9 protein-coding genes are annotated in these 14,939 nt (G+C 56.2%); 2 read left to right on the forward strand and 7 right to left on the reverse strand.

The window, feature by feature from the left end:
- Positions 1 to 154 precede the first annotated feature (154 nt).
- Entirely contained in the window at positions 155 to 1,654 is a 1,500-nt protein-coding gene (locus tag HDG37_RS05140) for a P-loop ATPase, Sll1717 family (protein WP_184044946.1), read from the forward strand.
- 455 nt (positions 1,655 to 2,109) lie between these two features.
- Positions 2,110 to 2,721 (forward strand): hypothetical protein, encoded by a 612-nt coding sequence (locus HDG37_RS05145; protein WP_184044948.1) that lies wholly within the window; start codon positions 2,110 to 2,112, stop codon positions 2,719 to 2,721.
- A 241-nt stretch (positions 2,722 to 2,962) separates the two neighbouring features.
- Here HDG37_RS05145 and HDG37_RS05150 read toward each other — a convergent pair whose 3' ends face one another.
- From HDG37_RS05150 to HDG37_RS05180, 7 genes are all read right to left on the reverse strand, one after another.
- Positions 2,963 to 3,985, reverse strand: a complete 1,023-nt coding sequence (locus HDG37_RS05150; protein ID WP_184044950.1) for a restriction endonuclease — start codon at positions 3,983 to 3,985, stop codon at positions 2,963 to 2,965.
- A 136-nt stretch (positions 3,986 to 4,121) separates the two neighbouring features.
- Positions 4,122 to 4,838: a hypothetical protein gene (locus HDG37_RS05155; protein ID WP_184044952.1), complete on the reverse strand. Its 717-nt coding sequence runs from the start codon at positions 4,836 to 4,838 to the stop codon at positions 4,122 to 4,124.
- A gap of 511 nt (positions 4,839 to 5,349) precedes the next feature.
- Positions 5,350 to 6,720 (reverse strand): restriction endonuclease subunit S, encoded by a 1,371-nt coding sequence (locus HDG37_RS05160; RefSeq protein WP_184044954.1) that lies wholly within the window; start codon positions 6,718 to 6,720, stop codon positions 5,350 to 5,352.
- Positions 6,717 to 8,159: an N-6 DNA methylase gene (locus HDG37_RS05165; protein ID WP_184044956.1), complete on the reverse strand. Its 1,443-nt coding sequence runs from the start codon at positions 8,157 to 8,159 to the stop codon at positions 6,717 to 6,719. Before HDG37_RS05165 ends, HDG37_RS05160 begins: the two co-directional genes overlap by 4 nt.
- A gap of 13 nt (positions 8,160 to 8,172) precedes the next feature.
- The gene (gene hsdR / locus HDG37_RS05170) at positions 8,173 to 11,526 is read right to left on the reverse strand and encodes a type I restriction-modification system endonuclease (protein ID WP_184044958.1); all 3,354 of its coding nucleotides are present in this window, start codon (positions 11,524 to 11,526) and stop codon (positions 8,173 to 8,175) included.
- Between the two features lie 411 nt (positions 11,527 to 11,937).
- Entirely contained in the window at positions 11,938 to 12,825 is an 888-nt protein-coding gene (locus tag HDG37_RS05175; RefSeq protein ID WP_184044960.1) for an endopeptidase, read from the reverse strand.
- A complete protein-coding gene (locus HDG37_RS05180; RefSeq protein ID WP_184044962.1) occupies positions 12,822 to 14,759 on the reverse strand; it encodes a caspase family protein in 1,938 nt (645 codons plus the stop codon). The genes HDG37_RS05175 and HDG37_RS05180 overlap by 4 nt, the downstream gene beginning before the upstream one ends.
- Positions 14,760 to 14,939 lie beyond the last annotated feature (180 nt).

The following is a 14,939-nucleotide window of genomic DNA, read 5'->3' on the forward strand; positions in this document are numbered from 1 at the left end:
CCCACGGTTGCAGGTAAGGCTTCCCTGCTATTTGCGAACGGCCGACTCACATCACGGTGTCCACGAATGCTTCTCTGCGGTTCGGAAGCCGCGCTGGTACGATACTCAGCAGCGCCACTGGCGATGAGACAACCTTTGATGGGGATTAATCTTCATGTTGATGAAAGACGTTCTTCGCAAACTCGATCTGGGCAACTCAGTTGCCGAATTTGACCAGTCTCTCGAAAAATATTTTGTAGAGAACGAGGCGTTTCATGTCTTGATTAATGGCAAGAAGGACATCATTGCAGGTGACAAAGGGACTGGAAAGACCGCGCTATATCGAATTCTGCAGAAAAGATATGGCTCAATCCCCGAACTAAAAGGCATCGAGGTTATTGCCGGGTTTAATCCTGCGGGTAGTCCCGTATTTCAACGATTGGTTCGCGAGCCAGTCCTAAGCGAAGGTCAATATGTCAGCGTTTGGAAAGCCTATATTTTCTCGTTGGTGGGGAACTGGTTACTCGGTATAGCCGGTGACGACTATTCCGAGAACTTCAAATCGCTGGCAACAATGCTTGAAGAAACTGATCTCAGGTCAAAAGACGATAACGCCGAGACAATTTTCAGCAAGATCACGAACGCACTTCAATCTTTTTTCAGACCAAAATCTGCGGAGCTTGAAGTCACGTTTTCTGAATCCGGCATACCAATACTTACGCCGCGCGTGAAATTTTTTGATTCCGAAGCCAACAAGAAGACCAAGGAGATCTCTCATGAAGATGCTCTTCGCCTGCTCGATAAATGTCTTGGCGAGTTCGGCTATTCCGCGTGGATTGCAATAGATCGATTGGACGAGGCGTTCCAGGGATTTCCCGATGTTGAAATCCCTGCATTGCGAGCCCTGTTAAGGACTTATCTGGATCTGTTCGTGTTTTCGCATTTCCGTCTGAAATTATTTGTCCGGAGAGATTTGTTTCGGCGAATTATTGGAGATGGATTTGTAAACCTCACGCACATAAATGCACAAAAAGTGGAAATTACGTGGGATGAGCGAGATCTTCTCAATCTTCTTTGCAGACGAATTCGCGACAATAGCGAAGTTACAAATGCTCTTTCGGCAAGCGAATTAGATGACGAGGGGCTTTTCTACAAAATATTCCCAGCGAAAGTGGATGCGGCCGAACGCAAGCCGACCACATTAAATTGGATGATGACCAGAATAAGGGATGGCAATGAAATTAAGCCCCCACGAAATCTGATCGACCTCGCGCAAATGGCACGCGAGGAACAGCTTCGCGCCGATGGTCGTGCAGCGAGGGAATTTAGCAGTGATCCAGTAATCACTTCAGACGCCATCAAGAAAGCGCTGGAAAGGTTGAGTGCTCAACGCGTTGAAGATACGCTGCTTGCTGAGGCAGGTGCAGAAACCGCCGCTTTAATTCGAAAATTCCGTCGTGCCAAGGCGGAGCAGAACTTAGAAAGCCTTTCCGGAGTTTTGGGTCTGGATGGCGAAGGATTGACAGCGGCTATTCGATCGCTAATCGAAGTCGGTTTCCTAGAAGAAATCAAGACCAGTTGGAAGGTTCCGATGCTGTATCGAGACGGGCTGGAAATAACGCAAGGTAAAGCCTTCCAAGCTACAGCAGCAGAGCCCGACGACGAAGACGACTAATATCTATTTGGGGGCCGTCCCAAGGCCGGCCCCACGCGCTTACGTCTGACATTTTTTCATTGGCCTCGGGGTTATATTTTTCGGCTAGGCACTGCAATAGGTCTGTCGCGGCGACGCGGACGGGTTTGTGCAATGGGATCAAGGCTAGCGCAGGTTTGTCCGCCGCTTGCAGACGATCTGTCGGTCCGAGTCGACCGGCAGAAGTTGGCCGATCCCTGCCTGACGGCAGCGGCAGCACATGACCCGACAATGTGCAAACCGATATGCGGCCGTTTAGGCCGCCATTTGGCTCCACTACACTCGCGCAGAAATAGCACTCGTCAAGTTGTCTTCGTTGCGATCGCAATCTCTGGATCCGCGCGTTATACAGCCGTTCCCTTAATAAAGCTAATCTTATGCGCGCTGCCGCGCATATCGGATTACGATGGGCTTCCGATAAGTGCCAAGGGGTTGCAATGAACGACCAGTTTTTTTTCGCAATCGTTGCATCACTTGTTCTCTGGCTCGTAATCTACCTTGTAAGGCGCGTCAGCCAACGCAAGCGGTTCTTTCGCTTGATTGGAAAGGAATTCCCACGAAGCAACGTTTACGTCAGGGGATGGGGCGGCGTCGCCGTCGATGTGAAGAACGAACGGTTTGCTGTGTGCAAAAAGGATTGTCTCGACTGGTTTGATGCCTCCCAGATACTCGATGTCAAGGTCGAGCACACAAAGTCTCCTCAGCTCCAAATTCCTTATATGACCATAGACGTCACACTCAGGTCCGAGCGGCTGCCAGCCTTGCGCATAGAAGCTCAGGAATTCGACGATCTTCTCAACATCGGATCGTTGCTGAAGATCTTGGTAGAAAACAAAGAATCAGCGAATAAAACAAAAGTCGCCGAAATCGACTTCGCTACCCAGATTGTAGAATTAATTTATGCGGTAAACCGACTGACGGCCGCAGTTACTTCTCTTACCGACGTGGCGAGCACCTCGACCATAACACTGTCGCCAGGTTGCACCGCTCTGTCGGCCAGTCGGACTCAAACTCGCAAGGCTCGGAGGATATCACGAAGTGGGAGGTAAATTGGTAGAGGCGCTTCTTAACGCCCGCTACTCAGCCAAACAACTAATCTTAACAACGGTTCCTCAGTAAATATCTTTGCCGGAAGATCACATACGTCCGAAAGGTCTTTTTGTCAACGATCTATGTGGCTACGTAGAACGGCCGAAACTGGCCGGTCACTGCCTGACGACGATCGGCGGCACGCGACCCACGTGGGACACTCGCGTCCGCTGCGGACGTTCAGGATACGGCTAGCAGAGTTCACCGTCCAAGGTTCATTAGGAATTCATCGACCTGATCGAATAGAAACGTATTTGGGTCCGAACCTTGATCCTTTCCGGTAAGAAGAGAACACACCTCACTGACTTTAAGGGATAAGATCAGTTTCCCATGTTCTCTCATAGCGCCTTGACTCACCTTCGATGCCGATGGCGCCGCCCCTTGGGGCGAAATAATGATAGCGACAGTCCGGAGAGCCGACGGATACAAGTATCGTTCGGTCGTAACGACCTCGTTTTGGGTGATTGGCTTACTGTAATTCTTAAATTCAAAAATTACATACCGACTTTTCAGATCGTTAAGCATCAACGCCCAGACCTCTGACTCGCCCTTAATTCGACACACCAAATCGCGACGATGTAAACCATCTTCGGTTTCAAGTTGTTCATGCCAACCAACAAGATCAGTCTCAAAAATGTACTTCAGGGCCTCGATACATCTCTCTTCAAAAATGCTCGCCTGTTCCCTGCCTGGAACAACGGCCTGTAATGCTTGTGCCAACTTTTCGCCCTTGGGCTGTTTCGATTCCGAGCCTTTTTCGCTTGACGCGTCGGCGCCGGTCAAGAACTGCGCGACGTTTGAAACAGGCACTTCCAACAAGTTTTCTAATTGTTTGCGCAGGTCAGGAAAGGGCGAGGCTCTTTCAAGGAGCTGATCTGCGTCCCAGATCACTAACTTAGGGTTAGCGAATCGCTCAAAGACATCTTTTAGTCGAGGAATCAGAGGACATGACATTACAAGCATGGAGGTCTTCGCCCTGGTCTCATTTTCTATGAGGGAAATCTGATGCAGTGCGCGCAAGAAGACCTCTGGGGGTGGCGGAGACGCGTATCGGTATTTTTTAACCTCGACCACGGTGAGCTCGCTGTCTTCCTGAAACCGAATGTCGACCTCCCGTCGGTGACCCGGTAGACTTACGTTACTTTCAACCTTCTCAAACCCTAGTTTAACGAACAGTTCAGCCACAACCTGTTCGAATTGTCGCGCGCTATCTTCTGGCCTCATCTGAATTTCCTTTTGTTTTATATTTGACGAAAAAATATGCTCGGGCGCCATCCTATCACCCGAAACTACCAGCTTCTATCCATAAGATAGACCCTTTCACTGAGATCAGATGATACTGACGGAGGCATACCGGAATTTATGGGCTTGAGTTAAAAATCGCTTTTCTGTCGTCTGGCCTGTCGCCGTCGCACATCCAAATCTCGCCGAAGGTGCTTTCGGGGAGACTTTGACGGACTTTTCCGACGAGTGTGGTCCACTCATCGGGGAGATATAGGTGGTTCAACGAACACTGGACGATCAGCGTATAGCCAGGCGGATATCCCTTTGCCGCCTTCGTCGCGATCTCGTCAAGAATGAAGCCCGCCATGTCGTCAATGAAGCTGCCGTTTGAGAATACGACTGGCTCTGACACTATCTTCCGGTGCGGGTTACGCTTCGTTGCAGTGGCCTTCAGGTGATGCACGCTGAATAGGAAGCCCTCTGTCTCAAGGCGTTCGCGCGCAAGGTGATCATTCGGATGTTGTGCTGTCGTGATTTCAAAGAAACCGGCTTTCGGCAATCCACGCTGCTCGACAAACTCGCCGCGTTGCCGAAACTCTGCATCGAAAGGTTGGTTGCCACTGTGCCAGCAGACCTCAATATATCGCCCCAGCGAATACATGCTTTTAAGGTAGTGCGCCAACGGCAATATTTCCGTGATCAGTTTCCGTTCAAAGGGTTGTATGCGAAGCCGCAATCTCTTCACGCCATCCGGCTCCGCCAACAGTCGCTCAAAAAGGCGGTACGCTTCGCGGCAAAACTGCAATCCATCGAGCCACACACGATCGACTGCGGTATACGTGAGGTCTTCCATGAACTCTGTTTGGTCCAGTAAGGCGTCTTCAATAAATCCGTCACCTGGCACGACGCTGTCGCCGGTCGAGCAACCCCGTCAGAAATATTCGGATAGTGACTTGCAGCGATTGTCAACGATTCAGGTGCCGTTGTCGAACGGCCGGTTGTGGCCGATCAGCGCCCGACGACCGAGCGCGACGTTCATCTTGGCCGCGAACGCGATGCAAAAGGCATGAGCCGACCCATCTCCGCCGCTCAACAGTGAAACGCCCGGCCGTCCCTTCCCAAAGTGCAACGGTCATTGGCACGTCTGCTCCGTCGGCAGATCAGAGTCCATCCTGTCCGTTTAAAGTGCAAGCATGCAGCCATGCGTCGATTGTCGTCACATACTCATCAAGGAATCGGCGCCCCTGCTGCAATTGAACTATGCCAGCATCAAACGCCGTAATCGAACCGACACGCACGGTTGTGGATCTGGAGAGCCGCAGCGACGGGAGGTTATCGAACGTCATGCAGCATCATCGAGGCGTTTAGTCGACTACAACTTTCGCTGATCGCTTCGCCCGCTTTCCGGCTGACGCGAGCAAGTCAGTCTGTGCCTTCAGCCGTTCAAGCAACTTCTCCGCGGTCTCGTCGTTGGGGTCTTGTGGGACGAGTTCACCGCGGAAGGCTTTTGCCAAGAGCGCGGGCGTGAGCTTGTCGAGACGCTCGACAGCGCGCTCATACTGGGCTTGAATCTTGTTGGCGATGGCGAAGAGAGCTTCGACACGGCAGATGATGTTTTCCTGTTCCACGAGTGGTGGGAGAAGCAAAGGGAAACTCTTAATCTTGGAGAGATTAAGGTTCGGCTGGTTTCCACCTTCAGCCAGCTCACGCATTGCAAAGTAGTTAGCCTCCAAAACTAACCTAACATATCGTCGATCGGCTTTCTTCTCATTGACTCGCACAGCAGCGCAGGCTTGATTGATGGTCGCAGGAATTGCCAGTTCCGTAACTTGACCTCGGGTCTTGCCTTCTCCATACATCGCAACTAGCAGTGTGCCGATAGGGTAGACTTTCAGTCGATGTGCCTTTATTGCATCGGCAGTCACGAATTCATCTGCCCGCGTGACTGCTCGTTGCGAGGTCGCGGAACTTGTGACCCAAGGCGTGCCTTCAGATGTATAGAACGACTCGTTGGAGCGCAGCGGAGTGGAGCCCGTTCCAACTTCTGCGACGGATCCCAATTCGGTAGTTATCCAGCCATCCCTTGAATCATCACTCATTTGCGACTCGCTCTGCAGCTTCCCGGCTGTGGCTGCGGCCAACACCGTCCGGCGAAACTGCTTTAGCACTGCTGAGACGCGCTCCAGCCTCTCGCGCGCTGCATCCACTCGCGCCAGTACGGCGTCGAGCTTATCGGCGATGCGCTTTTGTTCTGCTAACGGGGCCAACGGGAACAAAATGCTCTCAAAATGAGACCATTTCAAGTTGTTAATATTGACCCCTCTGGCCATGGTAGAGATGGCTGAGCGATACGCTGAAGATCTCAGAAAGAGACCTAGATATCTCGGATCGATTTGAGGATTGGGTCGTAAAACACCACAGAACGCACCGAACGAAGCGTTCGTTTCATTCGTAACTTGCGCGCTCTTCCCAACTACTGAAATGCTCCCGCTCGACATCGCTATTAGGATATCGTTCAACCTCAACAGTTGTTGACTCTGAATGATCTCGTCGGGCAAATAAAGAACGTCATCGAAGACTAACTTGTCCTCTTTGATGTTGTTGGCGCGCAAAACGACTGTGTATCCATGGCGCTTCTCGCTGATCGCCAGTTCCTTCTTGTATGTAAGGCCTCGAACCGGGAGCGCAGCGTCCAGAGGGTTGACGAAGATCCATCCTTCAGGAAGCGAACTCATTCTACTGCAGCCTCCACGCCCAATTCATCCATCAAAGCCCGCAGCTCATCGAGCGCGCCCTCGAGCTGGTCGATTGCTTCTTGCGCCAGCACCTCGGGCTTCTCGATCTCCCCGTCAGCACCATCGCTCTCATCCTTGAGCCACGCGATATCGAGGCTATCGCCACGCTTGGCGATGTCTTCGCGCGAGAAGTATCGGAACCGTCCTTCCTCGCCAGTGTCGATCCGTGCCGCGCTACCATTCGGCGCGCTGCCATAGGCGTCCTCAAACTCGGCGAAATGCGCGCGAGTCAGCGGCGTGCGCTTACCAAACTGCGGCACGTTCACGCGGAGGTCATATATCCACACGCCGGCCGTATTTCCTTTCTCGGTCTTACCGCGGGTGAAAAAGAGAACGTTGGTCTTTACGCCTTGTGCGTAGAAGATGCCGGTCGGCAGGCGCAGGATCGTGTGCAGGTTGCACTTGTCCATCAAGTCGCGCCGGATGTCCGCACCGACGTTTGACTCGAAGAGCACGTTATCGGGCAGTACCACCGCAGCGCGCCCGCCCGGTTTAAGCGCGCGATAGATATGCTGCAAGAACGCGAGTTGCTTGTTGCTCGTCGGAAACGTGAAGTCGTCGCGCGTCGGTAGGCCGCCGCCTTTCTTCGTCCCAAAGGGAGGGTTAGTCAGGATCAAATCCGCCTTTGGCATTTGCTGGCCTTCGCTTGAGAGCGTGTCGCCATAACGGATGCCGCTGGCTTCGTCCGAGTCCAGATCATGCAGCATCAAATTCATCAGGCCGAGGCGATGCGCCGCCTGGACGATTTCCATACCGTGAAATTGAAGACGATACTTTTTATAGGCCGCCTCTGAAAGCGCCTCGATATCGTTGTGTTCGCGAATGAAGTGATTCGCCGCAATGAGAAATCCGCCTGTACCCGCAGCAGGATCTTGGATCACCTCACCCAGCTTCGGCTGCATCACATCCACGATGCTATCGATGAGCACGCGCGGAGTGAAGTACTGGCCAGCGCCAGACTTCTTCTCGTTAGCGTTCTTTTCCAGCAGCCCTTCGTACAGATCGCCGAGACCTTCGGTTTTCGCTGAGTACCAGTCGATGGTGTCGATCGCGGTGATGAGCGCGGTTAGCGTTGTGGGTTTGTCGATGAAGGACCGCGCTGCGGCGAAGATCTCCTTCGTGATAAGTGAGCCGTGCGTGCCGAGATGGATGAGCATGACCTTGTAGGCTTCGAGCCGCTCTGGCGCAGCCTTGCTTTCTAGGTCGTCCCAGCGATACCCTTCCGGTAGCTTGTCCTCGGTGCCTGTCTCCTTGGCCATTTTGAGGAACAGCAAGTAAGTCAGCTCGGTCACATACTCATGGTACGTCACTCCATCGTCGCGCAGGACGTTACACAGGTTCCACAGTTTCGCGACAATGTCGGTAGTGATATTGCTCATCAATTAAGTCTCTTTAGTTGGCAGCGGCTCGCTGCCAGATGGCTTCATTCATATCTGCCAGCACTTCGGGGAGTTGCTGCTCGAAAATTTGGTTCAGGCGCTTGAAGCCGCCCTGCTGTCCGAAAGGGCCTTCGTTGATGGAAACATCATCGAGGACGATGTTGGCTTTGATCTGCTTTGCGATGCGCTTGAGCCAGTCTTGCTGCATTGGAGGTAGTTTGCGGTCGTGAATCACGCGATGCACGGCAGCGTCTACACGCTGGTCGAACGGGATGAGCGCGTCGCCAAGCGCGGCCTGCCGCACAAAGCCCAGCACACGCGCCGCGATTTCGTGATTCGATTTCTGCGCCCACGCATGCGTGAGCGAGTTTTCGTTGAAGCCCGCGCGATCAAGCGCGACCACAAGCTCCCGCAGATCCCGGCGCGTCAGTTCGCGCGGACGCTGCACCACGGCCATTAGCGCGGGCAAGGTGTTGCTGTTTTCCTTCACGAACCGCGCGAATCGTTCGAGATAATCCTCTGGCCGACCATAAACCGGGGATACGTCAACGAGCGAATCCTCGTGCGAAGATATCACGAGCGGGTCCGCTGGCGCCTCGCGTTTGCGATCGAGAGTCTCGCCGAGGCCTAGGTTGTCCGCCCACCATTCACCAAGCTTCTTGATGTCGGTGGTTCTAATGAACTGCGCGAAGTCTTGCGGATCGCACCCGGCGTGTTTGAGCGCGTTGGTCTGTGCGTCGGTGAGATGGCGCGTTTTGCGCTGCCACTTGGCGAGCAACTGCTCCCGGGCGCGCTCCGCAATGGGCTCGTCAGCATGGTGGGCGATTTCTTTCGCCAGCTGCGCGAACCCGATGTTCGGATTCTGCACAACGGGTTTCATGCTGTTCACGGCTTCGAGATTTGCATACAGGTCTACCGCATCGAAGATGCGGAAGACTTCTTTATCGATCTCGTCGCATCGGCGCGTCGCGCGCCCGAGCATCTGTTCGTACAGAATCCGGCTATTCACTCGGCGCAAGAAAACGAGGTTGCTAATCGACGGCACGTCGATGCCAGTCGTGAGCAGATCAACTGTCACTGCAATCACTGGAAGTGCCTCGTTGCGATAGCGCCGGATAAGTTGCAGGGGTTTGTCTGCCCCGCCAGTGATTTTCAGCACCGCGTCGTCTTCGACCTCGATACCCTTGGCTTCGAACGCTTCTTTCAGCAGCCGCACAACCATATCCGCATGCACGTCGGTCGCACAGAAGATCAGCGTCTTGTCTGGCCCTGCGGGATTCAGATAGTCCGCGAGCGCCTCGCAAACCGTCTTGTTGAACGACTCAGTAATGACCTTGCGGTTGAAGTGCCCGACATCGAAGTTCAATTCATCGGGCGTCTGGAACAGGTCCATCTGTTGCGTGCCCGCGTTGTAGAACTGCACCTGCGCGCCCGGTTTGTAGTGAATGCCGCTGTCACTCAGGCTGGTGCGGATGCGCAGCGCGGGATCGTGGTCGATGAGGTGCCCGTCGAGCACGGCCTCTCGGTACGAGTAAACGAAAACGGGCAGGCCGAAGATTTCGGTCGTATGCAGCGCGGGAGTCGCGGTAAGCCCAATCTTCACCGCGTCGAAGTGATCGAGCACGCGCCGGTACTTCGAGATGTAATCGCCCTGATCCCGAAACTGTACCTCCACATCGCTCATCTCGCGATCGAGCAGATAACCTCGATGGCATTCATCGACAACGATGCAGTCATAGGAATCGACTGGCAAGCCGCCATCGTCCGAGTAAAGTACTCGCTGGACGAGACCCTGCACAGTCGCGATATGCACCTTCGTATCAGCCTCGGGCTGCTGGTCGTCAATCTCTTTGATCCCGAACACATCAGCGAAGCGCTGGAGCGACTCCATCTGCGTTTCCTTGAACGCATTCGCGGCCTGCTCCCCGAGCGCAGACCGATCGACGAGGAACAGAATGCGCCGGAAGCGTTGGGCCTTGAGCAGTCGGTACACGAGCGCAATGCAAGTCTTCGTCTTCCCTGTCCCCGTCGCCATCGCGAGCAAGATGCTCTGCTTGCCTTCCTTGACGGCGTCCTCGGTCGCGACGATCGCGCGCCGTTGATAGTCGCGCAGCGGGAAGCCGTACTTGAACTCCATGCTGTCGAGCTTTGCTTGCGCGCCGTCGATATCTTGCTTCAGCAACTCGCGCACGCCACCCGGCGTCCACCAGCCATCGAGCGTCTTACGATGATTGGTCGGGCGACGGAGGTCACAAAACCAGATGCCGCTCACCTCGGCGAACTGCTGCTGGAACGGGCGACCGTTGGTCGCGAACACGAGCGGGACGCGAAACTGGCCCCATTGCGCGAGCAGTGGCGCGTTCGTCTCATCCAGCGCGTCCTTCGCATACCGCTTGGCTTGGTCGATTGCCGAGACTACGTTCTTCGCGCCGCGCTTGGCCTCGACCATTGCAAAGCATTCCGCGCCGATGAAGAGCGCGTAGTCCGCGGGTCCGCTCGCCGTGGGCCACTCGGCGATGGCGAGGTAACGATTCGGCTCCGGGCGCGTGCCCGCGCTGAAGCGCAGCGCAACCGAGTCTGCTTCCCAGCCCGCGTCGCGAAGTTGCTGGTCGATAAGCTCGCGCGTGGCCTTCTCGTCGAGATGGATCAGGCTCGCGGCCTTGTCGGCTTGCTTTTGCAGCTGGACCAACTGCTCCTTTGACTGCTCCGCGGCCTTGGCCTGCAATTCGGCTAGCTGCACCGCCGCGTCTGACTGCAACTGCGCAAGCTTGTTTTCCAGCGCATCGACCGTCTGGCTCCCGTCTATCGCGAGGGATTCCCAGAGCTTCGCTTCTTCCTTGGCTTGCGCGGCCAGTTGCTGCGCGGTCTGCACTTGCCCCGCTTGCTCCTGGAACTTCTTCTGAAGCTCAGCTAGCTCGGCCTTCAGTGCGGCGGATTCATCAACCGGTGCATCGGGCGGGATGAACGCACCGCCTTTGAAATCCGCATTGACGAACGTGCGGTGGAACCAGAACCCGAGTTGCGTCGCGACCTTGAGGCCCTGCAGCGCTGCGCGGTGATCGCCGGAGAATTGATGGTTCGCCTCGTTCCCGGCCTTGCGGAGCCAGTGAAACAAATCCGCGGTGTCGCGCGGGAGCCAGCCGCCGCCTTTGAGTCGCGAGAGCAGTGCGGCCTGATTGTCTTCGTCGGGAGCGTAGACGCCCACGCGCGCCGCGACTTGCTGCGCCATCGCCTCGCCGAACTGGCGCAGCTTGAGCAAACTCGTATTGGGATCGTCGACGAAGTACCGCTCGGCAGCTGCCCCGAGAATGGCCAGGTCTTCCTGCACGCGCGCCAGATGCGCAAAGTTCGAGCGAGGCTGGGACATGTCTAATTATTCTCCTACGGCGCACTCGCGCCCCCGGATCGGCATTTTAGCTCAATGTTCTCAGTGTTCTGCGCACTTTTAGTCCCGATGTTGTATAGCTTTCGCAAAACGTATCCGGATGGCCGCTTTTAGCGAATCCTCGTCCGAAGTCAGAGGGAAGCAGTGGGTGGACGCAGGTATGCTCAATCCGGCGTCCAGTTCTAGAGAGGAACAGCCATTCGAACGTCTTGGCGGCGGCTACAACGAATGACTGAAGGTGGCCGACCACGGCCCGATGCGTGACGCGGCGACGGGGACATGGTCGAGCCGGGCGCGTCGGTCAGAATTCGCCCCCCGAAAGCTGACAGTCCACGCCACGGATGGACCGCCCGAGAACAGAAGATCAGTGCTTACCTGCGGTCGGGCACGAGGCTACCGAACCGCGGTGTATATCGTCTGGGAGATGACCTTATCGCCAAGGTACTCCACGATGCCGTGCTGGTTGTCGCTGGTGTTCTGGGCTCCGCTGTAGTTCCGCACTACGGGCGCGCCCTTATAGACTTCAGGCGAAATCTCATAGAGGGCGATCGCATCCTCCGGGTCACGGGCATTGAACCAGAGATCCACGCCTTCGGGTGCCCTGCGCGGTCCGACGTCGGATGGAAGGCGAGAGTAGATGGCCTTGATTCCAAGTGGTGAACCGATCGTGATGAACGCCTTGACGTTCGCCCGTTGCGGCCTATTTATCAATAAATTGTAGGCGACGATGGTTCCGAGGGAATGGGACACGATGACACACGGCTGGTCGCGCGGAATCGCCCCGTCGACTGCGGCATTGACCTGCAGCCGCACGCCCTTCCTGGTGAGGTAGTACCAGACATCGCGGGTAAAGAGCTCGATTGAGGTTTGGCCTACACCCGGAACGCGGTCCAGCAATCTGAGGGCGGCGAGCACAGCTTTCCAGTTCTGCACTGCTCGATCGACAATCGGCTCTTTCGCCTCGAGAGCGATTGACTCAAGCGATATGCCCTTTCTTTGAGCAATCTCGAACACGAGGTCTTGCGTGAACTGCTGCTCCTCGGCTGAGGGCGCAGAGGCTTCGGCGCCGCGGTCGACGAGAGTTCTGAAGGCCTCGCGCCCCTCCTCTTCTGTGAGATTAAACAGCAGGTCGCCGTAATAGGGCAGTGCCACGTCGAGCTGCGCGAGGGGCGGTAGTCCGGCGGCGGCAAAGCCGTTGACGGCTGCTCGTTTCCATGAGTCTGCGAGATCCGCTGCGTCCTTGTTCTCTTGAGCCCTGCCATGTACGAAAACTACCTTCATTTCAACTCTCCTCGCTCAAATGCGTCGAGCATGGGATGTACATCACGGTAGCGAAACGTCGTCCACTCGGCGTTTAGCCGGTGCTTACCGGCGTCGATAATCGTGGGGTGCAGCGAATCGGCATTCACATACGATTCCATTAGACTCCAGCCGAGTGTCATCATCGGCAGAAAGGGCGCAAAGCCCGGACTGCCGAGAGCCGTTTCACGAGAAAGCACGCCGGCAAGCATAGCCACGTCGAAGGGCACCGGCGCAGGGGGCAGCATGTTGTGCAGGTCTAGAGAGCCATAGCCCTTCATCCAGTCGAAGACGGAACGCGAGCCGTCGTCATTACCAGATAGCGCGTAGGCATATGCAGCGTAGATGCCAAGCGCGGGATCCGCTCGCTTGCTCTGGCGTATGTAGTCGGCGAGCAACCGCCCTTCATTTTGCGCCAGCCGTTGGAGCTTTCCTGAGAACGAGAGCGCCGCAGCCAAAGCGCGCCGCTCGGAGAGGAACTGCCGTTCCGCATACGTATCGCCCAGATCTTGCCGAAGTTGCTCGGACACCTCGAACGATACAGCGGTGACTCGTCCGTCGATGAGGTGCAGCGTACCGACATATCCAGGCAGTATCGGGAGGATGCACACGGTGCCGCCCTTGAAGAAGAGGGCCACTGACCCGCGCTGCTCGCGCGGAGGGCTCGAGTAGGGCGGCGGGTAGAGCCGGACATCCACCGAGGGCTCGCCCTCGGCGTTCGCAAGTTCGCCGGCACTTCCTCCCGACAGAAGCACTTTCTCGACGGCCCCGCCCAAGACGCTGTAGCCTGTTCGCGTCTCGAAGGCTGCCCTGCCATATTTACCGATGTAGTTCTCGAGATACGCGGCAAGCCCAGCGCCGATCGCGGCATTGGGCACCGGGAAATTCACAGTCACCATCGCCGCAACCTCGTCGAGGGGAAAGTCGCGCGATAGGGGATCGGGCGCCGGAAAATGCCCAGTCACCATCGCCGCAACTTCGTCGATGGCAAGGTTGCGCTCACGCGCGGCCCGCGTTGCCACTTCGCGGTCGATCGGAATCGGCCGTCGCTTTGGTCTGTCGCCCATCCGGAATCTGTCTGCCACCCTGTCGAGGTCCGGAGTCCACCATGTTCCGAGGGACGAAGGCTCGGGCACCACATAGCCAATGAACTGCGGAACTCGCGACGTGACGAATCCGTCGGGAGTCTGGGAGAACGGTGGCGTCTGTTGTGCAGCCCTGAGGGGGACCTCGGCCCCAAGGTAGTCCTCCAAGCTCCAGGCCGTAATCACGGGCTGGCCCGGCACAAGCCACGGCCACTCTTCGCATACATCCTCTGGCGGCCGGTTGAGCGCATCGAGCAGCACGTTGGTGAAGAATCCCTCTCCTCGGAGCTCCTTCGCGGTTGTTGACGGCTCGGTGGCATAGAACACGTCTACCTTCGACCTGCGAGCGCCAACGACCGCCCGTCGATCCAGCGCTGGCTTTCCGGCGACGGTGCCGAGTGGACCGAAGGGATCGACCGCGTTGCGGCAGGAATCGCAGATGACGACTAGATGAGGAACCGTCGAGTGCCAGGCGTTCGCCACGGTGGGCGCGATGGCAATCGCCTCGTCCTTATAGTGCTCGACGTCCGTGAGAAGCACTTGCTCGTCGCCTCCCGACTTGACAATTCCGTGCCCCGCGAAATAAAGGATGAGGAGATCTAGGTCGCCGGTCTCGATCAGGCATCTGACGGCGTCCTGTACGTCACGAGCCGAAACCCTGCAGCCTGAAGCGTCTGTCAGTTCCTTGATCTTGGCGGTAACGCCAAAGGTCGATTGCCCGCGCAGCCAACCGGCAAGCTTCGCTGCGCCCGAGGCCGCACCATCGAGCTTTCCAAATAGGCCGACTTTGTCGACCCCGACCGCCACCAGCCCGACAATGCGCGTTGCCATCTTGTTGCCTCCCAGCAAGCCGCAACGCCTGTTATGTTGGCCGGAAATGTGGCGCCATGCAACAGATCTTGGCAGCAACGCGAGTGATGCGACGCCAACACGCGAATGTCGGATCTACGCACGAGGTGAACGACGCTTCATGGCCGACTACCGCCCGATTGCGTGAGGAGGCGACGGGGC

It is taken from the genome of Paraburkholderia sp. MM5384-R2, from assembly GCF_014201025.1.
Classification (GTDB): domain Bacteria; phylum Pseudomonadota; class Gammaproteobacteria; order Burkholderiales; family Burkholderiaceae; genus Paraburkholderia; species Paraburkholderia tuberum.